Raw genomic sequence first — 23,798 nt, forward strand, 5'->3', positions numbered from 1 at the left:
GCGGGCCCGGTCGTTTAACGGCCGTTGACCGGTTCTGTACCTGCCCCCTCCACAGTCTCTCCATGACCAACCACACCCTGGCCCCCGCACCCGACCTGACCGGCATCCGCCTCGCCCACCGCGCGATCATCGGCGACGTCGAGCGCCTGGCCGCGCTGGTCGAGGGCATCGCCACGTCCGGCCGCCCGGTGACCGGCGCGTGGGCCCGCTCCATCGCCACGTACGTGCACCGCTACAACGTCGGCGTCCGGCACCACCACGACAACGAGGACGCCATCCTGTGGCCGGTGATCGCCACCGCCGTCGAACAGGCCCTGACGGACGGCTCCTTCGTGGCGGGCCTCTCCCCCGAAAGCGTGGTCGACCTGGCCTCGCTCACCGAGGACCACACGGCCCTCGACCCGCTCCAGGACGCCTGCGACTGGGCGGCCACGCTGTTCGGCGAGGCCCCCGCGCGGCACGCCCGCCGTCTCGCCGACGCGCTCGCCGCGCAGCACGCGGCCCTCGTGGGGCACATCGCGGCCGAGGAGCGGGAGCTGTTCCCGGTCATCACGCGGCATGTCAGCGCCGAGGACTACGCCGCCGCCGAGGCCAGGATCCGCGCGGCCACGCCCGTCGAGCACGCCCCGTGGCTGCGGGCCTGGCTGATGTCGTGGGCGACGGCCGACGACCTGCGCGCCCTCGCCCCGCCCAGCGGTTCGTCGCCCGTGGCGGACACGGTGTTCCGGGCGTACGCCGAGCACGAGGTGGAGGTCTTCGGCCCGGCTTCCTGACGGCCCGGGAGAGCGCCACGTTCACGACAGCGCGTGCCACGCCCGGCGGCAGGCGCACTCCCGCCGTAATGCCCGCATTCCGTACGGTTGCCGGGTGGCGCTCGACTTGCGGAAACAGGAAGCGCGACGCTCCGCGCGTCGCGACCGCGAACAGCGCGCTCACCGGCTTCTGCTCGCCGTCTGCGCGCTGTTCGCCCTCACCTCGCTCGTCCTCGTCCCGCTCGGGCTGCGGCTCGGCTGGGACGAGCTCGTCTACGCGAGCCGCTTCGGCCCGTTCGCGGGCCCGGGCGCCGGGGTGCCCTTCAGCGCGCCCCGCACCCGGGGCGTGCCGCTGCTCCTCGCGCCCGTCGCCACCTGGAGCGACTCGGCCGTGCTGCTGCGCGCCTGGCTGACGCTCCTGGCGAGCGCCGCGCTCTACCTCGGCTTCCGCCCCTGGGTGCGGGCCGCGCCGGACCGCCCCGAGGCCGCGCCGGTGGCCGCGGGCCTGTACGGCAGCCTGTGGATCACCCTGTTCTACGCGAACGCCGCCATGCCGAACCACTACACCGCCATGGGCGCCACCGGTGCCGTCGGCCTCTTCCTGCACCGCCGCCCCACGGCGCGCGCCTGCGCGGGCGTCGCGGGCGGCCTCGCCCTCGCCACCCTGATGCGGCCCAACGACGGGGCCGCCGTCGCCGGGCCGCTGCTGCTCGCCACGGCCCTGGTGCCGAGGTGGCGCTCGGGCGCCCGCGCCGCCGCGGCCGTCACCGGCTTCGCGGCGGGCTTCCTGCCCTGGGCGATCGAGGCGTACGTTCGCTTCGGTGGCGTACGCGAACGGCTCAGCTCCGCGAGCGAGGTGCAGGGCGGCCTGCGGCTCACCGACTCGGCGCTGCACCTGTTCACCGCCGTCGACGGGCCGCTGCTCTGCCGCCCGTGCTCCGGCGACGGGGTGCGGCCGACCGCCCTGGGGTGGTGGCTGCTGCTCGCCGTCCTGGTGCCGCTCGGCCTGTGGTCGGTGCGCGGGCTTCGACGCACGGCCGCCGGGGGCCTGCTGGCCGTGGCCGTCGCGGCCTCGGCCGCGCTGCCGTACGTGCTGGTGGTGCCGTACACCGCGCCGAGGTTCCTGCTGCCCACGCACGCGCTGCTCGCCGTGCCCGTCGCCTTCGGGGTGCTCGCGGCGGTCCGTGCGGCGCGGCGCGCGCGGCCGCGGAAGGCGGCGGTGGGCGCCCTCGCCCTGGCCCTCGCGGCCCATCTGACCGCGCAGCTCACCCTGGTCTCCTCCACGTACCACGTCCAGGAGTCCGCGCGGCGCGACTGGGCGCGGGTCGCCGCCGTCCTGCACGAGCGGGGCGTACGGACGCCCTGCCTGCTCGGCGGCAACACGTCGGTGATTCCGCTTGCCTATGTCGCGGGCTGCGAACCCTCGCCCCGCGGCGCCGAACGCCACCCCACCGCCCTGGTCATGCGGAAAGCTCCGCCTCCGGCATGGGCCCGGTCCTGGACCCGGGTGCCGGTTCCGGATACGTACGCGCCCGGCTGGGTCGTGTACGTACGGCCCTGAGGCGGCCACCCTGCCGTACCCCTCGCGGATCCGCCCACACGCGTACGAAGAGCGCACGGTATGCGGAACTACGCGTCCGGATCCCGCTCTTGACGTGAACTCAACACGCCTCCACCATCGGGCACCCCAGGCTCATTCGACGTTCAACTCGGGATGTGAGCCCCGGGAATCCACCCGGAATTCACCACACAGAAGCCGGAGCCCCCCACATGAGACTCTCCGCTCCCGGACGCACCGCGACCGCGGCCGCCCTAGCCGTCGCCGCGCTCCTGACGACCAGCGCGATATCCACCGCGGCCGCCGGGACGACGGCGCCGACGCGCGCCGCCGCCCCCGACATCCCGGTGGCCAACGTCAAGGCGCACCTCTCGCAGCTGCAGTCCATCGCCTCCGCCAACGGCGGCAACCGCGCGCACGGCACCGCGGGCTACAAGGCCTCGATCGACTACATCAAGGGCAAGCTGGACGCCGCCGGATACACCACGACCGTCCAGCAGTTCACGTCCAGCGGCCGGACCGGCTACAACCTGATCGCCGACTGGCCCGGCGGCGACCCCAACCAGGTCATCATGTCGGGCTCGCACCTCGACAGCGTCAGCCGCGGCGCGGGCATCAACGACAACGGCTCGGGCTCCTCGGCCGTCCTGGAGACGGCGCTCGCCGTGTCCCGTGAGCAGTACAAGCCCACCAAGCACCTGCGGTTCGCCTGGTGGGGCGCGGAGGAGCTGGGCCTCGTCGGCTCCTCGTACCACGTGCGGAACCTGCCCGCCGCGGAGCGCACGAAGATCAAGGGCTATCTGAACTTCGACATGATCGGCTCGCCGAACCCCGGCTACTTCGTCTACGACGACGACCCCACCATCGAGCGGACCTTCAAGACCTACTACTCGGGCCTGAACATCGGCACCGAGCCGGAGCGCGAGGGCGACGGCCGCTCCGACCACACCCCGTTCAAGAACGCGGGCGTCCCGGTCGGCGGCATCTTCACCGGCGCGAGCACCGCCAAGACCTCCGCCCAGGCCCAGAAGTGGGGCGGCACCGCGGGCCAGGCCTTCGACCGCTGCTACCACTCGTCGTGCGACACCTCGGCGAACATCAACAACACGGCGCTCGACCGCAACAGCGACGCGATCGCCTACGCGGTCTGGGGCCTGTCGCAGTAGGCCGGTCATCTCTGGTCATCTCTGGACGGTGATCCTTGCGCGTGCATATAGTGCACGCGCAAGGATCCGCCGCACCGCCCAGGGAGCGTCATGACCCGGAAATTCCTGTTCGTCCTCGGCAGCGCCCGCCCCGAGGGCAACACCGAGATCCTGGCCCGCAAGGCCGCCGAGCAGCTCCCCCCGGACGTCGAGCAGCGCTGGCTCAGCCTGGCCGACCACCAGGTCCCCGACCTGGAGGACCTGCGCCACCACCCGTCGTACGGCCGCGCCCGCCCGCTGCCCGTCGGCGACAACGAGGCGCTGCTCCTGGAGGCCACCCTCGACGCCACGGACATCGTCATCGTGTCGCCGCTGTACTGGTACTCGGTCTCGGCCTCCGTCAAGCGCTACCTCGACTACTGGGACGCCTGGCTGGAGGTCCCCGAGCTCGGCTTCCAGGACGCCATGAAGAGCCGCACCCTGTGGGGCGTGACGGCGCTCGCCCACCGCGAACAGGAGGTGGCGGAGCCGCTGATCGGCACGCTGCGCTACTCGGCGGCGTACTTCCCGATGCGCTTCGGCGGCGTCCTGCTCGGCAACGGCACCCGGCCCGGGCAGGTGCTCGACGACACGGAGGCGCTGACCCGCGCCAAGACGTTCTTCGCCCAGGAGGCGCCGCTCGCGCGCTACCCGTACGACGACGGCGCGTGACCGGTGCCCGTCAGCTCGCGATGTCCTTCGCCCCGAACCGCGCCCACGCCGCCGAGCCGAACACGCCCGCGTACAGCGCCTGGAGGCCCAGGTTCCGCACCAGGTCGTCCCAGTAGACCGGGTCGCGCATGAGGTCGGCGAAGGACAGCCAGTAGTGCGGGAACAAGTACGGGTGGACGGCGTGCAGCTGCGGGATCTGGTCGACGATCTGGACGGTGATGAGCAGGCCCACCGTCGTCGCCATCGCGGCGATGCCGCTGCCCGTCAGCGTCGACACGAAGAGCCCGAGCGCCGCCACGCCGATCAGTGAGGCGGCGACGACGAGCGCGATGAGCAGTGCGCGCAGCAGCCCGTCGGCGAAGCCGATGCGCGTCCCGGAGATCGTCGTGACCTCTCCGAGCGGGAACAGCAGGGCTCCGACCGCGAGCGCCGACGCGGCCACGACCAGGGTCGCGACCACGCAGAAGACCAGCGTGGTCGCGTACTTGGCGAGCAGCAGCCGGGTGCGGCCCGCGGGCGCCACGAGGAGATAGCGCAGCGTGCCCGCGCTGGCCTCGCCCGCGATCGCGTCGCCCGCGACGACGCCGACCGCCATCGGCAGGAAGAACGGCAGCGTCGCGGCGAGCGCCGTGAAGACCAGGAACAGGCCGTTGTTGGTGACCTGCGCGATGAACGCGGGGCCCTCGCCGTCCGGGCCGCCCGCGCTGACCGAACCGCCGTCGCTCGTCTCGATCTTCACGGCGATGCCCACGAGGATCGGCACGGCGGCCAGGACGGCGAGCAGCGCGAGGGTGCGCCAGCGCCGGAACGTCACGGACAGCTCGCTGCGGAACAGACCGAGGCTCCACAGCAGGCTCGGCGTGCGGGGCGCGCCGCCGCCCGCCTTCCCCGCGGAGCCCTCGCCCGTCGCGCCCGTCCTGTCTCTCACGCCCGTCCCGTCCGTCATGCCGGTCCCTGGTGTCACTTCAGCCCGCGACATCGAATCCCTCCCCTGTCAGCGCCACGAACGCGTCCTCCAGGGAGGCCCGTTCGACGCCGAAGCCGCGGACGCGGACGCCCGCCCCGACCAGTGCCGCGGTCACGTCGGCGAGGTCGGGCACGCGGTCCGGGCCCGGCGGCTCGCCCGTCACGCGGTCCTCCTCGACGACGACGTCCGCGACGCCCTGCTCCTTCAGGACCCGGGCGGCGTCGGCGGTGTCCGGCGTCGTCACGACGAGCCGCCCCCGCGCACCCGCGGCGAGCTCGGCCACCGGGCCCTGGGTGATCAGACGGCCCTGCGCCATCACGGCGGCGTGCGTGCACACCTGCTCGATCTCGTCGAGCAGGTGGGAGGAGAGGAAGACCGTCGTGCCGTCGGAGGCCAGCTCCCGCACCAGGGAGCGGATCTCCCGCATGCCCTGCGGGTCGAGGCCGTTCGTCGGCTCGTCGAGCACCAGCAGCTCGCGGGGCTGGAGCAGCGCCGTGGCCAGGCCCAGGCGCTGCTTCATCCCGAGCGAGTACGCCTTGGCCTTCTTGCCCGCGGCGGCGGTCAGGCCGACCCGGTCGAGCGCGGCCTCGGCGCGGGCGCGGCGGGTGCGGGGGTCGGCCGTCGGGTCGGCGGCGTCGTACCGGCGGAGGTTCTCGCGGCCGGAGAGGAAGCCGTAGAGGGCGGGGCCCTCGATGAGCGCGCCCACACGTGGGAGCACGGTGCGCTGGGCGCGCGGCATGGGGCGGCCGAGCACCGAAGCCCGGCCGGACGTCGGCTCGATCAGGCCCATCAGCATGCGGATGGTCGTGGTCTTGCCCGAGCCGTTGGGTCCGAGAAAGCCGAAGACGCTACCGCGGGGCACGACGAGACTCAGCCGGTCCACAGCGACGTGCTTGCCGTACCGCTTCGTCAACGCGGAGGTCTCGATCACGCTGTCCCCACGCACGCGGCCGCCGCGCGCGCTGTCCTCGCGTGAACGGTCTTCACGTGCGCTGTCCCCGCGTGCGCGATCGCCACGCGCACCGTCTCCGCGTGCGCTGGCCTCGCCTGCGCTGGCCTCGCCTGCGCTGGCCTCGCGTGCACGGGTTTCACGTGCGCTGCCCCCGCGTACACGGTCCCCGCGCGCGCGGTCTTCGCGTGCACTGGCCTCGCGTGCGCTGTCCCCGCCTGCGCTGCCCCCGCGTGCACCGCCTTCACGTGCGCTGGCCTCGCGTGCGCCATCGCCGCATGCGCGATCGCCGCGCGCGCTGTCGCGCGGTTCCCCGTCGGTGCTCGGCACCCGTTCCTCCTGTCGTCCGGCCGGCGGCCGGTGGTCGTGCTGGTTCCGCCGTCGCCGGTAGGGGCCGGGGCCGAGCGCCAGCGCGGCGGACCGGGGGTGCCCCGGCCCGCCGCCCGGTCGCCCGTCGGCGCCCCGCGCTAGCGGTTCGCCGCCTCGACCAGCGCGTCCTTCGTCACCGCGCCCACGTACACCTTGCCGTCGTCGGTGATCAGGGCGTTGATCAGCCGGGTCTTGAAGACCGTGCCCGAGCCGAACTTGCCGCTCACCTTGTCCCCGAGGGAGTCCAGGAACCGCTGGGCGTCCGCCGGTATGTCGGCGGAGCCGGACGTGGGCAGGCCCTGGCCGCCGGGCAGTTCCAGCTCGGCGACGGACGTCCAGCCCTCGCCGATCACGTTGACCCCGGGCTCCGCGCCCTTGAAGCCGCCGGACCCGTGCTTGCCCGACCTGCCGTCCTCCTCGGTGACCTTCGTGCCCTTCGCGGGCTTGAAGTCGAAGGTGGACGCGGACGGCTTGGCGAAGTCGACCTTCGTGAAGCCGACGTCGACGACCGCCGCGCCGCCGCTCGCCGGGGTGAGCGTGAACTTCAGCGGCGTGCCCGTCTTCGCGTCGACCGCGATGGTGATCTGGCCGACCGTGGTGCCCGCGTCCTTCGGCTTGAGCACCAGGCGGTACGCGTCGCGGCCCGCGACCTTCGCGCTGCCGTCGACCTTCACCGACGTCGTCTTGTCGGCCGCCTCCAGGGCCTGGCGCGCGAACTCCTTGGGCGTGGCCGGGACGCCCTTCGGCAGGTCGCCCTTCTTGCCGTGCCGGTCACCGGACTTGCCGGTGTCCTTGGTGTGGTACGCCTCGTTCGTCGCGCTGTCGTACGCCCATACGTCGTCGCCGTTGTGGATCACGCTGTACTCGGCGGCGTCGTCCAGGACGGAGACCTTCTGCTTGTCGGGGCCGTCCGCCGCGACGCGCAGCGTGTGCGAGCCGGACGCCAGCTCCATCAGCTTGGCCGCCGGGTCGGCGGCCGAGCCCTCGTCGTCCTCGCCGCCACCGCCCCCGGCGCCGCCCGGCACGAAGGCGCCGGCGCCACCGCCCAGCGACGGCAGACCCAGATCCGTGTTGATCTTCACGGTGCCGGACAGCTGCTCGGTGTCCGACGCGGCGATCTTCTCGATGAGTTCCTGTGCGGTCAGCTTGGGCAGGTCCGGGTCGCCGCCGGACGCGAGCGCCGGGACCAGCCCGATGGTCGCCGCCGCCACCCCCGCCACCGCGACCGGGACGAGGTAGCGCGCTGCCTTGCGGCGGCCCGCGCTCAGCTCCTCGGCGTCGGTCGTGCCCTGCTCCGGTTCGTACGGTGCCATTGTGTGCCTTACCTCCGTGGTCGGCGGCGGCTTTCCGTTTCGTACACGCGCTCGTCCACCCCGCGCCGCCATTCTCACCCGAATTGGTCAGGAGTGGTGGTCCGTGTTCGCCTTTCGACGGTCTCCATCCGACCAAATCGGCCAGCGGGAAGCGTCAGACCCCGGGAGCAACTCCGCGTACTGCTACGGGATGACAAAAGGGGGCGGCGCCTCCCCCGTCCCGTAAGGGGAGGCGCCGCCCTGGAGGTGACGACCGGCCCGCCGGGGGTCTGCCGGGCCGGTCGTCCGCAGTGGCTCAGCGCTGGACGAACACGTAGTCCGCCGCGTACGGCACGGAGGCGATCGTGCCGGGCCTGCACGCGCCCGCGGGCTGGACGCCGCCCACCGTGTTCAGGCGCAGGATCTCGACGGTGTGCGCGAACAGGCCGGTGTGCCGCCCGGCCTGCTTGGCCCTGAGGTCGAGCTCGGGGATGTTCTTCGCGCCGTTCGGCGTCTTGGAGAGCAGCTTGCCGGTGACGGCGCTGCGGTCCGGGGCCCGCCAGCGCGGCGTACCGGAGTTCGGGGCGACGAAGTCGTGCGCGATGCGGCCGCCGAGCGTCGCGCGCACGTCGCGCTGCGCGAAGGCGTACGTCCCGTCCGGGCGCTTGGCGCACTGGTAGATCTGCTCGCCCTTGACGACCGGGGCCTGGAAGCCGCGGGCGGCACCGGTGGTGACCCGGTGGAGCTGGCCCCGGACGGCTCCCCCGGGGAACTGGGCGGTGTGCAGGTTGGCGTAGAAGGCGGTCGGCTTCGTCTTCAGGCGCTTGAGCAGGGCCGCGTCGCGCACCGTGACCGTGCCGGTGACCCGCCGGTGCTCGGCGCGCGCCAGGAGCCCGGTGAAGTCGACCTTGACGCCGCCGTTCGTCCCCTTCCCGCCCTGGTGGATGTGGAGGGCGGTGGGCCGGGCCGTGCCGCGCCACGTGGCGGTGACGGTGACCTTGTCGCCCTTGATCCGGACGAACTCGAGGGCGGCGCCGTCCTTGTCGCCGACGGCGGGGCCGCCGGGCACGGGCACCTCGTTGGCGCCGTTCAGGCTCGCCACGAGGAGGGCGCCGCTGGTGGCGGTGGCGGTGGCGTCCCTCGCCGTCGCGGGGAGCACGGCCGCGCCCAGGGCGCCCACCGTGGCCACCGCGACCCCGGAGGCGAGCAGCGCCCGGCGGCGGTTCTTCGCATACGCAGTGAAAGCGCCCATGACGTGAAATCTCCCCGTTCCGTAGCCAACGCCCCCTGCGTCGGCTTCTGGGCATGAGTACGGAACGGATCTGAGCCTGGACTCAATCCAGGCTCAGCCAATTCATGTGACGCGCACCACACGGGCGGAGCGCCCCGGGGATCACCCCGCCCGGTGCACCACCAGGTCGCAGAGCTCGACGAGGGCGGCCTTGGCGTCCCCCTCCGCCAGCGGCGCCAGCGTGGCGCGCGCCTCCTGCGCGTACCGCACGGTGTCCCGCCGCGCCTGCTCCAGCGCGGGATGGGCGCGCAGCAGCGAGAGCGCCTCGGCGTGCCGGGCGTCGTCCGTGAGGTCGGAGTCGAGCAGCTCGCTCAGCGCGATGTCCTCCGCGAGCCCGAGCCGCTCCACCCGCTCGCGCAGCCGCAGCACCGGCAGCGTGGGAATGCCCTCGCGCAGGTCCGTGCCGGGCGTCTTGCCGGACTCGGTGGAGTCGGACGCGATGTCGAGCACGTCGTCGGCGAGCTGGAAGGCGACCCCGAGCCGCTCCCCGTACTGGGTCAGGACGTCCACGACCGTCTCGTCCGCGCCGGACATCATCGCGCCGAAGCGGCCCGCCACGGCGATCAGCGAGCCGGTCTTGCCGCCGATGACGTCCAGGTAGTGCTCGACCGGGTCGCGCCCGTCGCGCGGCCCCGCCGTCTCCAGGATCTGCCCGGTGACGAGGCGCTCGAAGGCCTCGGCCTGGATGCGTACGGCCTCGGGGCCGAGGTCGGCCAGGATGTGCGAGGCGCGCGCGAAGAGGAAGTCGCCGGTGAGGACGGCCACGGAGTTGCCCCAGCGCTGGTTGGCGCTGGGCACCCCACGGCGCACTTCGGCCTCGTCCATCACGTCGTCGTGGTAGAGCGTCGCGAGGTGCGTGAGCTCCACGACCACGGCGGACGGCACGATGCCGGGCGCGTACGGATCGCCGAACTGGGCCGCCAGCATCACCAGGAGTGGCCGAAAACGTTTGCCCCCCGCGCGGACGAGGTGCTGTGCCGCCTCGGTGATGAACGGCACTTCGCTCTTGGTGGCCTCGAGCAGGCCCTCCTCGACAGCCGCCAATCCTGCCTGGACATCGGCTTCGAGGGCCTGGTCCCGCACGCTCAGCCCGAAGGGCCCGACGACGGTCACGAGGGGTTCTCCTGTCTGCTGACGATCACAAGTCGATCACTCGGTCGATCACTCGTCGATGACACGGTTTGTCGATGTGTCGCTGCCATCACTCAAGTCAGCGTATCCGGTCGCCTTTCGATCACAGCGAGCACCTGCCCGACCAGAGGGGGCCAGCCTGCCCGATAGACATGAAATGACCGCTTTGCCGCCCAGCGGGCGATGCGCCCCACATGCCGAGCACCCTCCCCGCGGCCGTCGCCCACGCCCGGCGGCGACGGCTCGCGACGGCCCGCACGACCGGGCCACGACGGGCCGCGCCGCCGGGCCACGCTGAGTGATCCGGCGGCCACAGGGCACCCTCCCGGGTACCCTCACGAGCGCTGTCCGCCACCCACCGCTTTCCGGCCATCGGCACTCAGCATCCGCTCCAGGACCACGGCGATCCCGTCCTCCTCGTTGGACAGCGTCAATTCGTCCGCCACCGCCTTCAGTTCGTGGTGGGCGTTGGCCATCGCCACGCCGTGCGCCGCCCAGGCGAACATCGGGATGTCGTTCGGCATGTCACCGAACGCGATCGTGTCGGCCGCCCGCAGGCCGAGCCGCTCCGCCGCGAGGGCGAGACCGGTCGCCTTGGTGACCCCGCAGGGCTGGAGTTCCACCGTGCCGGGCCCGGACATCGTCACCGTGGCGAGCGAGCCCACGACGCCCCGGGCCACCTGGGCCAACTCGTCGTCCGCCAGCGTGGGGTGCCGCAGGAGCACCTTGCTGATCGGCTCCTCCCAGAGCACGTCGCGGCCGGGCACACGCATCGCGGGCAGCGTCGGGTGCGGCATCTCGTACCCGGGCTCGATCAGGGTCAGGCCCTCGACCCCGTCCTGGTCGACCGCCGCGAAGACCTGGCCGACCTCCGCCTCGATCTTGCCGAGCGCCACCTCCGCGAGCTCCCGGTCCAGGGTCACCGACCACACCATGCGGTCGGCCCCGGCGTCGTACAGCTGCGCGCCCTGCCCGCACACGGCGAGCCCGTCGTACCCGAGGTCGTCGAAGAGCGGGCGCACGCGGGGCGCGGGGCGTCCGGTGACGACGAGGTGCCGCGCTCCGCCCTCGCTCGCGGCGGCCAGCGCCCGGCGGGAGCGGTCGGAGACCGTGTCGTCGCCGCGCAGCAGCGTTCCGTCCAGGTCAGTAGCGATGAGGGAATATGCGAGGGGAGCGGCCATGATCCGAAGAATACGGATCTGAGCCCGGCCGGTAAGCCGTGTCACAGGACCTGTGACGCTTTGGGTGCGCCCGGCGCACCCCCGGCATGCACCAGGTCGTGCGGCCAACGTCCCCTGCCCGTACGCGCCGGGGGCGCAGAAGAGCGCCGGGCGTGACCGCCCGCTCCCGGTTCACCGGAACGAGGCGGGCCGTGCGGCGGCCGCGGCGACGGGGGTGCCGGATCGCCCCGCGTCCCGCCGTCCGTCCCGGGCGCCCCGGGCCGCCGCCGGACGCCCGCGCGCACCCCCGCGCGCCCTGCCTCGAACTCCCCTGTGAACGCGCCCCGCAAGGAGCGCGGGGCCACGTCGACGTGCGGCTACGCCGCGAAGGGGGTCCCCCCTGTTCGAGCGAAGCCGAGAACTTGGGGGAGCGACCAGCCCCAGCGGACCCGCTGACGACAACGGCCCCCTCGCGGCAGCCGACGCGGCGCTCAGCCGTACGCAGCCGCCAGATGCCGGGCCAATCGCGGCGACGCGAACTCCGTGCCGCACACGAACCGCATCACCGGCCCGTACGACGACCCGGCCAGCATGCCCGTGAAGTACAGGCCCGGGACCGAGGAGGCATAGCCCTCGCCGAGCCTGGGCGTGCCGCGGCTGACCGCCATGCCGGCGCGCAGGCCGTGCCCGAGGAAGCTGAGGGCGGCGAGGTCGACGCGGTAGCCCGTGGCGGCGATGACGTGGTCGGCGGTGAGCTCCCGGGTCCGGCCGCCGAGCGACTCCACGGTGAGCAGGGGGCGGCCGTCGTGGACCTCGGCCCGCACCACGCGCCGCATCTCCCGGGCGTCGACACGCTCCTGGAACCGCTCGCGCAGCCACCAGGCGCCGAGCGGACCGAGGACCCGGCGGACGAGGAAGTGCCGGGCCTGCGGCGGGAGATGGCGGTACAGCTCGGCGTGGTGGCTCAGCGCGTACAGCGACCAGGCGCGGCCGAAGGGCGACTGAGGGCGCATCCTGGGCTGCTGCCACGGGGGCGCGCCGAAGCCGATGGCGCCCCTGCCCCGGGCCACGAGCCGGACCCGGGCGCCCGCCTCGGCGGCGAGCACGGCCGTCTCCAGGGCGGACTGGCCCGCGCCGACGACGAGCAGGTCGGTGCCCGCGTACCGCGACAGGTCGTGGTGTTGGGAGCTGTGCGAGAAGGGGCCCGCGGGCGAGGGCCCGTCGGGCACGGCGGCGGCCAGGGCGGGCGGGAGCTGCGCAAGGCCCGTCAGACCGCTGGCGACGACGACCGCGGAGGCCGTGAACTGCTCCCCCGAGTCGAGCTTGAGCTCGAACCCGCCGCGCTCGCCGCGCTCGACGGACACCACCCGCACCCGCTCGAGGCCGGGCACGAGCTTCTCCTGGAACCACTGTCCGTACCGGACGAACGTGTCGGCCGGGATGAGGTCCTCGTCCGTGACCAGGCGCGGGATGCCTGCCGCCGCGCAGTAGTCGGTGAGGGTGTGGCCCGGCTGCGGGGCGTCGATGTTCGACGCCGCCGGGGTCGACTTCAGGAGCATTCCCGCGGGCATGTGGGAACGCCAGCTGACCATGGGGTCGCCGAAGACGCGGACGCGGACGCCCCGCGCGCGCAGATGGGCTGCGGCGGACAGGCCGTAGGGCCCTGCCCCGATGACTGCTACTGGTTGCTTCACGAAGTCCCTCCCCAGGACATCGCGCGCGCCGTGCCGTCGCACGGCACACTGCCTTACTTCGTGGCGGGCCTGCTGCCGCGCCGACCGGTCCGCCACAGCTGATACAGGTGGATCGCCCCCGGCCGGACGAAGCGCGCCAGCATGGTGAAGAACGGCTTCATGTCGTCGGCGGCGAGCCAGGCGAGCTCGGTGCCGCTGGCTCGGGCGGGGGCGTGCGGCGTGACATATCCGCTGCGGCGGTAGGCGATGAGGGCGGGCAGGTCGATGTTCTCCACCACATAGCGGTGGCCGACGCGCTGGTCGCCCTCCGGAACCTCGCGGCCCGTCAGGTGCAAATGCATGGCCCGCACGACGTCGACGCCCGTCTCGCTTTCGAAGAGACGGAACTGGGCGCCCATGCGCGGGTTGAAGTCGAGCAGTTTGTACTGGCCGTCGCGGCGGTCGAAACGGAGGTCCAGGTCGATGATTCCGGTGAAGCCGATCTCTTTGATGAAACGCGCGGCGAGGTCGGCGAGTTCCGGATTGTCGACGACGTACGCGTGGGCCGTCATGCCCGCGTGCGGCGGCCAGGAGCGGACCTTCACGCCGGTGAACAGCGCGAGGGGCAAGGAGTTGGCGTCGAAATAGGCGTGCACCACCCAGTCCTCGGCCTGCTCGCGCGGCAGATACTCCTGGAGGATCACCCCGGGCCGCTCGCCCCAGCCCCGGGCCAGCTCGCGCAGGCCCTGGGCGGTGTCGATGCGGGTGGTGCCGTGCACCGCGGGCCGTTCGCGGCGCTGGAACGCCTCGCGGTTCTTCGCGACCACCGGGAAGGCCGCCGTCTCCGCGAACTTCTCGATGTCGTCCTGGCTCTGCGGGCACGCCGACGCGGGCGAGCTGAGGCCGTGCTCCACGCACAGCTCGTGCAGCCCCTCCTTGCTGGCGAGGCGGCGCGGCAGCGCGGCGTCGACACGCGGGAAGAGGAAGCCTCCGAAGTCCGTGTCGGTCAGCTCCCGCTGGTGCTCGGCGATGAGCACGGCCGCTTCCTCGTCGGTCGGTATGAGCACCGCCGGCCTGCCGATGCGCCGTCCGATCCGCAGCAGCCCGTCGAGCAGATATCCCGGGTCCTCCGCCCCGGTGGTCCGCCAGGGAAAGGCACCGGTGAGATAGCGGGACGCGGCGGCGGGCGTGTGCCGGTCCTCCGTGATCGCGTACATCGGTACGCCGACGCGGCCGAGGCTCCGGATCGCCCCCACGCCGCCGTGGTGCAGTGGATAGTCGCCGAACTTCACGATGAGTCCGGGCACTTCGCGGTCGGGCGTGCAGGGCACACCACCGCTGGAATTGGTCACGGGTCCCCCCACGCGTCCAGATCGCACCGACCCGGACCCACCCCGTCCGCGTCCCCCCGTGGAACCTAAGCCGGAACTGAACACTCCATGCGTGGTTTATCCGGACATTGCTAACTCTTTAGGCACTGCCCGAATACAGGGCTTCCACGTAACGTGTGGGGCACCCAGATTGGAAAGCGAGGCAGGAACGCATGTCCGAGCAGAATCCGCTCGACCTCCCCGAGGGCGACCCCTTCGGCCCGCACAATCTTCCGTACGGTGTCTTCTCCCCGGCCGGATCCGCCGACCCCGGGTCCGGCTCCGCTTCCGGCTCCGCGCCTGGGTCGGCGCCGGTCAGCGAGGGCCGTCGCGTCGGTGTCAGGATCGGCTCCCACGTCCTCGACGCGGGGGCCGCCGCGGCCGCCCTCGGCTCACCCCATGTGTCCCTGCTCGCCCAACCCACACTGAACCCACTGCTCGCCGCGGGCCGCCGGACGTGGAGCGAGGTGCGCCGCGCCCTGACCGCCTGGGTGACGGAGCCCGCGCACCGCGACGCGATCCGCCCGCTGCTCCACCCCCTCTCCGACGTCACCCTGCACCTGCCCTTCGACGTCGCCGACTACGTGGACTTCTACGCCTCCGAGCACCACGCGTCGAACCTGGGCCGCATGTTCCGCCCCGACGCACCGGCACCGCTCACCCCCAACTGGAAGCACCTGCCCATCGGCTACCACGGCCGCTCGGGCACCGTCGTGGTCTCCGGCACGGAGGTGATCCGCCCCACCGGGCAGCGCAAGACGCCCGCCGACGCCGCCCCGGTCTTCGGCCCGTCCGCCAAGCTCGACATCGAGGCGGAGGTCGGCTTCGTCGTCGGCAAGCCCTCCACGCTCGGCACGCCGGTGCCGCTGACCGACTTCCGCGAGCACGTCTTCGGCCTGTGCCTCCTCAACGACTGGTCGGCCCGTGACATCCAGGCCTGGGAGTACGTGCCGCTCGGCCCGTTCCTCGGCAAGTCCTTCGCCACCTCCGTCTCGGCGTGGGTCACGCCGCTCGACGCCCTGGACGCGGCGCGGGTCGCCCCGCCGGAGCGCACCGAGCCGCTCCTGCCGTACCTGGACGACACGGCCGACCCGGCCGGATCCGCCGACTCCGCGGCCGACGGGCCCGGCGGCTACGACCTCCGCATCACGGTCACCCTGAACGGCGAGGTCATCTCCAACCCGCCCTTCTCCACCGTCTACTGGACCGCCGCCCAGCAGCTCGCCCACATGACGGTCAACGGCGCCTCCCTGCGCACCGGTGACCTCTACGGCTCCGGCACCGTCAGCGGGCCTTCGCCCGACCAGTTCGGCTCCCTGATCGAGCTCACCTGGAACGGCCGCGACCCCCTCGAACTCCCCTCCGGCAAGCGGACGTTCCTGGAGGACGGCGACGTGGTGACCCTCTCGGCCTGGGCGCCGGGCCCGGGCGGCACCCGGGTGGGCCTGGGCGAGGTGACGGGCCGGGTGGCCCCGCCGCGCTGACGCGCCCCCGGCGAGAGGTCCGGGGCGCCGCCCGCGAGGGCTACGCCCCGGCCTCCGCCAGGACCTCAAGCACCCCTTCCCCATACGTCGCCAGCTTCTTCTCGCCGACCCCGCTGATGCCGCCGAGGTCCGCGACGGACGCGGGCCGCGCCGCCGCGATCTCCCGCAGCGTCGCGTCGTGGAAGATCACATACGCGGGCACGCCCTGCTCCCGCGCCTGCGCCGCCCGCCAGGCCCGCAGCGCCTCGAAGACCGGCACGGCCTCCTCCGGCAGCTCGGCCACGGCAGCCGCCGCCTTGGCCTTGCGCTCCCCGCGCGGCGCGGACCGCGCCGAACCGGCGGGCTTCTTCGGCTCCTTGCGCAGCGGCACCTCCCGCTGCCGGCCGAGGACGGCGGCGCTCTCCTCGGTCAGCACCAGCGTGCCGTACTCCCCCTCGACGGCGAGGAGGCCCTGCGCCAGCAGCTGCCGCACCACACCCCGCCATTCGGCCTCGCTCAGCTCCTCGCCGATGCCGAAGACGGACAGCTGGTCGTGGTCGAACTGGATGACCTTGGCGGTCTTGCGGCCGAGCAGGATGTCCACGATCTGGCCCGTGCCGAACTTCTGGCCGCGCTCCCGCTTCAGGCGCACCACCGCGGAGAGGACCTTCTGCGCGGCGACCGTGCCGTCCCAGGTCTCCGGGGGTGTCAGGCACGTGTCGCAGTTCCCGCAGCCGGTGGCCGCCGGGTCCTGGCCGAAGTACCGCAGGAGCTGGGCGCGGCGGCAGGAGGCCGTCTCGCACAGCGCCAGCATCGCGTCCAGATGGGCCGCCGAGCGGCGCCGGAACGCCTCGTCGCCCTCGCCGGACTGGATGAGCTTGCGCTGCTGCACGACGTCCTGGAGGCCGTACGCCATCCAGGCCGTCGAGGGGAGGCCGTCGCGGCCCGCCCGGCCCGTTTCCTGGTAGTACCCCTCCACCGACTTGGGCAGGTCGAGGTGGGCGACGAAGCGGACGTCCGGCTTGTCGATGCCCATGCCGAAGGCGATCGTGGCGACCACGACCAGGCCGTCCTCGCGCAGGAAGCGCGACTGGTGGCGGGCGCGGGTGCCGCTGTCCAGACCCGCGTGGTACGGCACCGCCTCGACTCCGTGGGCGCTGAGGAAGTCGGCGATCTGCTCGACGGACTTGCGCGAGAGGCAGTAGACGATGCCCGCGTCGCCGTCGTGCTCCTCCTTCAGGAAGGTGAGGAGCTGCTTCTTCGGGTCGGACTTCGGCACGATCCGGTACTGGATGTTCGGCCGGTCGAAGCTGGCGACGAAGTGCTTGGCGTCCGGCATGGCCAGGCGCTCGGTGATCTCGCGGTGCGTGGCGTCCGTCGCCGTGGCCGTCAGCGCGATGCGCGGGACGTCCGGCCAGCGCTCGCCGAGGACGGAGAGGGCCAGGTAGTCCGGCCGGAAGTCGTGGCCCCACTGAGCCACGCAGTGCGCCTCGTCGATCGCGAAGACGGAGATCTCCGCCCGGGAGAGCAGCTGGAGCGTGGAGTCGAGGCGGAGCCGCTCCGGCGCCAGATACAGCACGTCGAGCTCGCCCGAGAGCAGCTCGGCCTCGACGAGGCGGCGCTCGTCGAAGTCCTGCGTCGAGTTCATGAACCCGGCGCGCACGCCGAGGGCGCGGAGCGCGTCGACCTGGTCCTGCATGAGGGCGATCAGCGGGGAGACCACCACGCCCGTACCAGGTCTGACCAGGGCCGGGATCTGATAGCACAGGGACTTTCCGCCGCCGGTCGGCATGAGGACGACCGCGTCGCCGCCCGCCACCACGTGCTCGATGATCGCTTCTTGCTCGCCCCGGAAGGCGTCGTACCCGAACACCCGGTGGAGCGTCCGCAGCGCGTCGCTCTCCACCACCTCTGTCATGCCGACCCCACTGATCCCGCTCATCGCCGTGCCCCCGCCTGTCGCACCTCGACCACTGCCTCCACGATAGGCGCCCGCGCCGACACCCCGGGAAGTTATCCACAGGCCGGTCGGAGGCTTCTCGGTCAGTCCAATGGCCCAGGCGTTCTGGCCGCGGGGTCCGCCCCGGGTGATCCTGCTGCTTGCGGCGGCCCGGGGGCCCAGCCCGCCCAGGTCATGGCGCCCGAGCGCGCCTCACCCGTCGAGGAGCCCCTCCATGCCTCTGCCCCGTACCGCCCAGGCCGCCCTCGCGCTGGCCGCGGCCTCCGGTCTGGCCCTGTCCACCGCGCCCGCGCGAGCGGCCGCGCCGACGCCTCCGCCGCCCCCGCAGCAGGCCGCCTTCGCCAAGGTCTACGCCGCGACCGCCAAGTACGCGTACGAGCCGCTCGCGATCAAGGCGGGCTTCGCCCGTACCGACGAGTGCGCCGCCGACCCGGACCTCGGCGGGATGGGGTACCACTACGTCAACCCGGCGAACTTCGGCTCGGTCGATCCGGCGAAGCCCGCCGCGCTGCTCTACGAGGACGCGGGCGACGGCAAGCGCAAGCTCATAGCCGTCGAGTGGATCGTCGTCGACGCCGACCAGGACAAGAGCACCGACGACGACCGCCCGTCGCTGTTCGGGCGGCCCTTCGACGGGCCGATGGACGGGCACGTCCCGGGCATGCCGATCCACTACGACCTGCACGCCTGGCTCTACAAGGAGAACCCCAGCGGCAGGCTCTCCCCCTGGAACCCGACCGTCCACTGCCCCGAGCGGTCCTGACGGCGCACGCGAAGGGCCCCGGCCTCCCGAAGGAGGGCCGGGGCCCCGCGCGCGCCAGCGGACGACCGGGTCAGCGCACGAACACGCCCGCCTGGTTCGCCAGGTCCAGGAAGTACTGCGGCGCCACCCCGAGTACCAGCGTCACGGCGACGCCGATCCCGATGGCCGCCGTCGTCAGCGGCGAGGGCACGGCGACGGACGGGCCGTCGGCCTTGGGCTCGCTGAAGAACATCAGCACGATCACCCGGATGTAGAAGAACGCCGCGATCGCCGACGAGATCACACCGACCACCACGAGCGCGCCCGCGCCGCCCTCGGCCGCCGCCTTGAACACGGCGAACTTCCCGGAGAACCCGGAGGTCAGCGGGATGCCCGCGAAGGCGAGCAGGAACACCGCGAAGACCGCGGCGACCAGCGGCGAGCGGCGCCCGAGCCCCGCCCACTTCGACAGGTGCGTCGCCTCGCCGCCCGCGTCCCGCACGAGCGTCACCACGGCGAACGCCCCGATGGTCACGAACGAGTACGCGCCCAGGTAGAAGAGCACCGACGAGACGCCCTCCTCCGTGGTGGCGATGACACCCGCGAGGATGAAGCCCGCGTGGGCGATCGACGAGTACGCGAGGAGCCGCTTGATGTCGGTCTGCGTGATCGCGACGATCGCGCCGCCCAGCATCGTGATGATCGCGACGCCCCACATCACCGGCCGCCAGTCCCAGCGCAGCCCTGGAAGGACCACGTACAGCAGCCGCAGGAGCGCGCCGAACGCGGCCACCTTCGTCGCGGCCGCCATGAAGCCGGTGACCGGTGTGGGCGCGCCTTGGTAGACGTCCGGCGTCCACATGTGGAAGGGCACCGCGCCCACCTTGAACAGCAGGCCCATGAGGATCATCGCGGCGCCGATCAGGAGCAGCGCGTCGTTGCCCATGGTGTTCGCGAGGGCCGGGTCGACCGTCTTGACCGTGCCGTCGACGACGTCGGCGATGGTGCCGTACGACACCGAGCCCGCGTAGCCGTAGATCAGCGCGATGCCGAAGAGGGTGAACGCGGACGCGAAGGCGCCGAGCAGGAAGTACTTCACGGCCGCTTCCTGCGACATGAGGCGCTTGCGGCGGGCGAGCGCGCACAGCAGGTACAGCGGGAGCGAGAAGACCTCCAGGGCGATGAACAGCGTCAGGAGGTCGTTCGCCGCCGGGAAGACGAGCATGCCGCCGATCGCGAAGAGGGCGAGCGGGAACACCTCCGTGGTGGTGAACCCGGCCTTCACCGCGGCCTGTTCGCCCGCGCCGCCGGGGACGGCTCCGGCCTGGGCCACGAAGGAGTCGACGCGGTTGCCGTGCGCCTCCGGGTCGAGGCGCCGCTCCGCGAAGGTGAAGATCGCGACCAGACCCGCGAGGAGAATGGTGCCCTGGAGGAACAGCGCGGGCCCGTCGACCGCGATGGCGCCCATCGCGGCGATGCGCGCCTTCGTGGTGCCGTACCCGCCGGAGGCGAGCGCGACGACCGCGGCGAAGGCGGCGGCGAGCGCCACGACCGACACGAACAGCTGGGCGTGGTAACGGGACTTGCGCGGTACGAAGGCTTCGATGAGCACTCCGATGACGGCGGCACCGATGACGATGAGCGTCGGCGCGAGCTGGCCGTACTCGATCTTCGGCGCGTCGATCTTGTCGATCGGCTCGGCCGCCACTGTCCACAGGCTGTGGACGGCTGTCGCACTCACTTGGCGGCCTCCACCTCGGGCTCGGGATCTGTCTTCTGTACGTCGGACATGGTGTGCTCCACCGCCGGGTTCACCAGGTCGGCCACCGGCTTCGGGTACACCCCGAGGCCGATGAGGAGCACGATCAGCGGGGCCACCACGACCAGCTCGCGGGCCCGCAGGTCGGGCATCTTCGCGAGCTCGGGCTTCACCGGGCCCGTCATCGTCCGCTGGTAGAGGACGAGGGTGTAGAGCGCGGCGAGCACGATGCCGAGCGTCGCGATGATCCCGACCGCCGGATAGCGCGCGAACGCGCCGACCAGGACCAGGAACTCACTGACGAACGGCGCGAGCCCCGGCAGCGAGAGCGTGGCGAGACCGCCGACCAGGAAGGTGCCCGCGAGCACCGGGGCGACCTTCTGCACCCCTCCGTAGTCCGCGATCAGACGCGAGCCGCGGCGCGAGATCAGGAAGCCCGCGACCAGCATCAGGGCGGCCGTCGACAGGCCGTGGTTGACCATGTAGAGCGTCGCGCCGGACTGCCCCTGGGAGGTCATCGCGAAGATGCCGAGGATGATGAACCCGAAGTGCGAGATCGACGCGTAGGCCACCAGGCGCTTGATGTCGCGCTGGCCGACGGCGAGCAGCGCGCCGTAGATGATGCTGATCAGGGCGAGCACCAGGATGACCGGCGTCGCCCACTTCGAGGCCTCCGGGAACAGCTGGAGGCAGAAGCGCAGCATCGCGAACGTGCCGACCTTGTCGACCACCGCCGTGATCAGCACGGCTACCGGGGCGGTGGCCTCCCCCATCGCGTTCGGCAGCCAGGTGTGCAGCGGCCACAGCGGGGCCTTCACCGCGAAGGCGAAGAAGAAGCCGAGGAAGAGCAGCCGCTCGGTGTTGGTCGCCATGTCCAGCGAGCCGTCGGCCCGCGCGGCGGCGATCTCCTGGACGGAGAAGTTCCCCGCGACCACGTAGAGGCCGATCACGGCGGCGAGCATGATCAGGCCGCCGACCAGGTTGTAGAGCAGGAACTTCACGGCCGCGTACGAGCGCTGCGCCGAGGCGTTCTCGTCGCTGCCCGCGTGCGCGCGGTCTCCGAAGCCGCCGATGAGGAAGTACATCGGGATGAGCATGGCTTCGAAGAAGATGTAGAACAGGAAGACGTCGGTGGCCTCGAAGGAGATGATCACCATCGCCTCGACGGCGAGGATGAGGGCGAAGAAGCCCTGAGTCGGGCGCCAGCGCGACGACTTGGTCTCAAGGGGATCGGCGTCGTGCCAGCCCGCCAGGATGATGAAGGGCAGCAGCAGGGCGGTCAGCGCGATCAGGGAGACCGCGATGCCGTCCACGCCCAGTTCGTACCGCACCCCGAAGTCCTTGATCCAGGAGTGCGACTCGGTCAGTTGGTACCGGTCGCCGTCCGGGTCGAACCGGACGACCGCCGTGATGGCAAGCGCGAGCGTCGCCAGCGAGAAGAGCAGCGCGAGCCACTTGGCGGCGGTGCGCCGGGCGGCCGGGACGGCCGCCGTGGCGATCGCGCCCACCGCGGGCACCACGGCCGTCGCTGTCAGCAGAGGAAAGGACATCGGTATCAGACCGCCCTCATCAGCAGCGTCGCGGCGATGAGGACCGCCGCGCCGCCGAACATCGAGACCGCGTAGCTGCGGGCGTAGCCGTTCTGGAGCTTGCGCAGGCGCCCGGAGAGCCCGCCGACCGAGGCCGCCGTGCCGTTGACCACGCCGTCGACCAGGGTGTGGTCGACGTACACCAGGGAGCGCGTGAGGTGCTCGCCGCCGCGCACCAGGACGACGTGGTTGAAGTCGTCCTGGAGCAGGTCGCGGCGGGCCGCGCGGGTGAGCAGGGAGCCGCGCGGGGCGACGACCGGAACCGGCCTGCGCCCGTACTGCGCCCAGGCCAGGGCCACGCCGACGACCAGGACGGCCACGGTGGCGCCGGTGACCGTGGCGGCGCTCAGCGGGGAGTCGCCGTGGTCGTGGTGCGTGACCGGCTCCAGCCAGTTCAGGAAGCGGTCGCCGATGCTGAAGAAGCCACCGGCGAACACCGACCCGAAGGCCAGCAGGATCATCGGGATCGTCATGGTCTTCGGGGACTCGTGCGGATGCGGCTCGGCGTGCTCGCCCTGCGTCTCGGCGGCGGGCTCGACACTCGGCTCCTCGGGAGAGGCCGTCTTGCGGTGGCGCCAGCGCTCCTCGCCGAAGAAGGTCAGGAGCATCACGCGCGTCATGTAGTACGCCGTGATGGCCGCGCCGAGCAGGGCCACCGAGCCGAGGATCCAGCCCTCCGTGCCGCCCTTGGCGAACGCCGCCTCGATGATCTTGTCCTTGGAGAAGAAGCCGGAGAGGCCCGGGAAGCCGATGATCGCGAGGTAGCCGAGCCCGAAGGTCACGAACGTCACCGGCATGTACTTCCGCAGGCCGCCGTACTTCCGCATGTCCACCTCGTCGTTCATGCCGTGCATGACCGAACCGGCGCCGAGGAAGAGCCCGGCCTTGAAGAAGCCGTGCGTCACCAGGTGCATGATCGCGAAGACGTAGCCGATCGGGCCGAGGCCCGCGGCCAGGATCATGTAGCCGATCTGCGACATCGTGGACCCGGCGAGGGCCTTCTTGATGTCGTCCTTCGCGCAACCGACGATCGCACCGAAGATCAGCGTGACCGCGCCGACCACCGCGACGGCCAGCTGCGCGTCCGGCGCGGCGTTGAAGATCTCCCCGGAGCGCACGATCAGATACACGCCCGCGGTGACCATCGTCGCCGCGTGGATCAGGGCGGAGACCGGGGTCGGGCCCTCCATCGCGTCCCCGAGCCAGGACTGCAGCGGCACCTGCGCGGACTTGCCGCACGCGGCGAGCAGCAGCATCAGGCCGATCGCCGTGAGCTTGCCCTCGCCCGTCTGGTCCGTGGACTCTAGGACGGGCCCGAAGGCGAACGTCCCGAAGGTGGTGAACATCAGCATGATCGCGATCGAGAGGCCCATGTCGCCGACGCGGTTGACCAGGAAGGCCTTCTTCGCCGCGGTGGCCGCGCTGGGCTTGTGCTGCCAGAACCCGATCAGGAGGTACGAGGCGAGGCCGACGCCCTCCCAGCCGACGTACAGGAGCAGGTAGTTGTCGGCGAGGACGAGGAGCAGCATCGCCGCGAGGAACAGGTTCAGATAGCCGAAGAAGCGGCGGCGGCGCTCGTCGTGCTCCATGTACCCGACGGAGTACAGGTGGATCAGCGTGCCGACGCTCGTGATCAGCAGGACGAACGTCATCGACAGCTGGTCGAGCTGGAAGGCGACGTCGGCCTGGAAGCCCTCGACCGGGATCCAGCTGAACAGGTGCTGGTGCAGGCCGCGGTCCTCCGCGTCCTTGCCGAGCATGTCGGTGAAGAGCACCGCGGCGAAGACGAAGGAGACGGCCGAGAGCAAGGTGCCGAGCCAGTGGCCGACGCGGTCGAGCAGGCGCCCGCCGCACAGCAGGACGGCCGCTCCGAGCAGAGGCGCCGCGACGAGCAGCGCAATCAGTTTCTCCACGATT

Annotated in this window: 18 protein-coding genes; 6 read left to right on the top strand and 12 right to left on the bottom strand. The window is 72.2% G+C overall.

Features of this window, described 5'->3' with window-relative positions; translation table 11 throughout:
• Positions 1–62 precede the first annotated feature (62 nt).
• The 4 genes from ACIG3E_RS02890 to ACIG3E_RS02905 all read left to right on the top strand — a co-directional run bounded on the left by ACIG3E_RS02890 (position 63) and on the right by ACIG3E_RS02905 (position 4,166).
• Positions 63–773, top strand: coding sequence for a hemerythrin domain-containing protein (locus tag ACIG3E_RS02890; RefSeq protein ID WP_399610395.1), 711 nt, complete (start codon positions 63–65; stop codon positions 771–773).
• A gap of 94 nt (positions 774–867) precedes the next feature.
• Positions 868–2,313: a hypothetical protein gene (locus ACIG3E_RS02895; RefSeq protein ID WP_399610397.1), complete on the top strand. Its 1,446-nt coding sequence runs from the start codon at positions 868–870 to the stop codon at positions 2,311–2,313.
• A 209-nt stretch (positions 2,314–2,522) separates the two neighbouring features.
• Positions 2,523–3,476: a M28 family metallopeptidase gene (locus ACIG3E_RS02900; RefSeq protein WP_399610400.1), complete on the top strand. Its 954-nt coding sequence runs from the start codon at positions 2,523–2,525 to the stop codon at positions 3,474–3,476.
• 90 nt (positions 3,477–3,566) lie between these two features.
• The gene (locus ACIG3E_RS02905) at positions 3,567–4,166 is read left to right on the top strand and encodes a flavodoxin family protein (protein ID WP_399610402.1); all 600 of its coding nucleotides are present in this window, start codon (positions 3,567–3,569) and stop codon (positions 4,164–4,166) included.
• Positions 4,167–4,176: 10 nt separating this feature from the next.
• Here ACIG3E_RS02905 and ACIG3E_RS02910 read toward each other — a convergent pair whose 3' ends face one another.
• The 8 genes from ACIG3E_RS02910 to ACIG3E_RS02945 form a co-directional block, all read right to left on the bottom strand.
• The gene (locus ACIG3E_RS02910; RefSeq protein WP_399610405.1) at positions 4,177–5,145 is read right to left on the bottom strand and encodes an ABC transporter permease; all 969 of its coding nucleotides are present in this window, start codon (positions 5,143–5,145) and stop codon (positions 4,177–4,179) included.
• The gene (locus tag ACIG3E_RS02915; RefSeq protein ID WP_399610408.1) at positions 5,132–6,079 is read right to left on the bottom strand and encodes an ABC transporter ATP-binding protein; all 948 of its coding nucleotides are present in this window, start codon (positions 6,077–6,079) and stop codon (positions 5,132–5,134) included. The genes ACIG3E_RS02910 and ACIG3E_RS02915 overlap by 14 nt, the downstream gene beginning before the upstream one ends.
• Positions 6,080–6,549: 470 nt before the next feature.
• Positions 6,550–7,764 carry an outer membrane lipoprotein carrier protein LolA gene (locus ACIG3E_RS02920; RefSeq protein ID WP_399610410.1) on the bottom strand — a complete coding sequence of 405 codons (1,215 nt, stop codon included), beginning with the start codon at positions 7,762–7,764 and terminating at the stop codon, positions 6,550–6,552.
• Positions 7,765–8,059: 295 nt separating this feature from the next.
• The gene (locus ACIG3E_RS02925) at positions 8,060–8,995 is read right to left on the bottom strand and encodes a CHRD domain-containing protein (RefSeq protein ID WP_399610412.1); all 936 of its coding nucleotides are present in this window, start codon (positions 8,993–8,995) and stop codon (positions 8,060–8,062) included.
• A gap of 141 nt (positions 8,996–9,136) precedes the next feature.
• The gene (locus tag ACIG3E_RS02930) at positions 9,137–10,147 is read right to left on the bottom strand and encodes a polyprenyl synthetase family protein (protein ID WP_399610415.1); all 1,011 of its coding nucleotides are present in this window, start codon (positions 10,145–10,147) and stop codon (positions 9,137–9,139) included.
• A gap of 353 nt (positions 10,148–10,500) precedes the next feature.
• A complete protein-coding gene (locus ACIG3E_RS02935) occupies positions 10,501–11,346 on the bottom strand; it encodes an HAD family hydrolase (RefSeq protein ID WP_399610417.1) in 846 nt (281 codons plus the stop codon).
• 470 nt (positions 11,347–11,816) lie between these two features.
• The gene (locus ACIG3E_RS02940; RefSeq protein WP_399610419.1) at positions 11,817–13,019 is read right to left on the bottom strand and encodes an FAD-dependent oxidoreductase; all 1,203 of its coding nucleotides are present in this window, start codon (positions 13,017–13,019) and stop codon (positions 11,817–11,819) included.
• A gap of 53 nt (positions 13,020–13,072) precedes the next feature.
• The gene (locus ACIG3E_RS02945; RefSeq protein ID WP_399610770.1) at positions 13,073–14,329 is read right to left on the bottom strand and encodes an ATP-grasp domain-containing protein; all 1,257 of its coding nucleotides are present in this window, start codon (positions 14,327–14,329) and stop codon (positions 13,073–13,075) included.
• Positions 14,330–14,541: 212 nt separating this feature from the next.
• On the opposite strand from ACIG3E_RS02945, the gene fahA reads away from it, so the two are divergent.
• On the top strand, positions 14,542–15,852 hold the full coding sequence (gene fahA, locus ACIG3E_RS02950; protein ID WP_399610421.1) for a fumarylacetoacetase: 1,311 nt from the start codon (positions 14,542–14,544) through the stop codon (positions 15,850–15,852).
• A 40-nt stretch (positions 15,853–15,892) separates the two neighbouring features.
• Here fahA and recQ read toward each other — a convergent pair whose 3' ends face one another.
• Complete coding sequence (gene recQ, locus ACIG3E_RS02955; protein ID WP_399610424.1) at positions 15,893–17,749, bottom strand: DNA helicase RecQ; 1,857 nt, start codon at positions 17,747–17,749, stop codon at positions 15,893–15,895.
• Positions 17,750–18,005: 256 nt separating this feature from the next.
• Between recQ and ACIG3E_RS02960 the strand changes: the two genes are divergently transcribed.
• Complete coding sequence (locus ACIG3E_RS02960) at positions 18,006–18,554, top strand: hypothetical protein (RefSeq protein ID WP_399610427.1); 549 nt, start codon at positions 18,006–18,008, stop codon at positions 18,552–18,554.
• Between the two features lie 70 nt (positions 18,555–18,624).
• Here the strand turns inward: ACIG3E_RS02960 and nuoN are convergent, their stop codons facing one another.
• From nuoN to nuoL, 3 genes are read right to left on the bottom strand one after another with little or no spacing between them, the layout of a single operon-like run.
• A complete protein-coding gene (gene nuoN, locus ACIG3E_RS02965) occupies positions 18,625–20,274 on the bottom strand; it encodes an NADH-quinone oxidoreductase subunit NuoN (protein WP_399610429.1) in 1,650 nt (549 codons plus the stop codon).
• A complete protein-coding gene (locus ACIG3E_RS02970) occupies positions 20,271–21,842 on the bottom strand; it encodes an NADH-quinone oxidoreductase subunit M (protein ID WP_399610432.1) in 1,572 nt (523 codons plus the stop codon). The genes nuoN and ACIG3E_RS02970 overlap by 4 nt, the downstream gene beginning before the upstream one ends.
• Positions 21,843–21,847: 5 nt before the next feature.
• Positions 21,848–23,794: an NADH-quinone oxidoreductase subunit L gene (gene nuoL / locus ACIG3E_RS02975; protein WP_399610435.1), complete on the bottom strand. Its 1,947-nt coding sequence runs from the start codon at positions 23,792–23,794 to the stop codon at positions 21,848–21,850.
• Positions 23,795–23,798: the final 4 nt, after the last annotated feature.

The sequence above is a fragment of the Streptomyces sp. NPDC053474 genome (assembly GCF_044544845.1).
GTDB lineage: Bacteria > Actinomycetota > Actinomycetes > Streptomycetales > Streptomycetaceae > Streptomyces.

Bases quoted from the DNA above. Each gene is read 5' to 3' on its own strand.
- ACIG3E_RS02890 (WP_399610395.1), top strand. From the start codon at position 63: ATGACCAACCACACCCTGGCCCCCGCACCCGACCTGACCGGCATCCGC.
- ACIG3E_RS02900 (WP_399610400.1), top strand. From the start codon at position 2,523: ATGAGACTCTCCGCTCCCGGACGCACCGCGACCGCGGCCGCCCTAGCC.
- ACIG3E_RS02905 (WP_399610402.1), top strand. From the start codon at position 3,567: ATGACCCGGAAATTCCTGTTCGTCCTCGGCAGCGCCCGCCCCGAGGGC.
- ACIG3E_RS02910 (WP_399610405.1), bottom strand. From the start codon at position 5,145: ATGTCGCGGGCTGAAGTGACACCAGGGACCGGCATGACGGACGGGACG.
- ACIG3E_RS02920 (WP_399610410.1), bottom strand. From the start codon at position 7,764: ATGGCACCGTACGAACCGGAGCAGGGCACGACCGACGCCGAGGAGCTG.
- ACIG3E_RS02925 (WP_399610412.1), bottom strand. From the start codon at position 8,995: ATGGGCGCTTTCACTGCGTATGCGAAGAACCGCCGCCGGGCGCTGCTC.
- ACIG3E_RS02935 (WP_399610417.1), bottom strand. From the start codon at position 11,346: ATGGCCGCTCCCCTCGCATATTCCCTCATCGCTACTGACCTGGACGGA.
- fahA (WP_399610421.1), top strand. From the start codon at position 14,542: ATGTCCGAGCAGAATCCGCTCGACCTCCCCGAGGGCGACCCCTTCGGC.
- recQ (WP_399610424.1), bottom strand. From the start codon at position 17,749: ATGACAGAGGTGGTGGAGAGCGACGCGCTGCGGACGCTCCACCGGGTG.
- ACIG3E_RS02960 (WP_399610427.1), top strand. From the start codon at position 18,006: ATGCCTCTGCCCCGTACCGCCCAGGCCGCCCTCGCGCTGGCCGCGGCC.
- ACIG3E_RS02970 (WP_399610432.1), bottom strand. From the start codon at position 21,842: ATGTCCTTTCCTCTGCTGACAGCGACGGCCGTGGTGCCCGCGGTGGGC.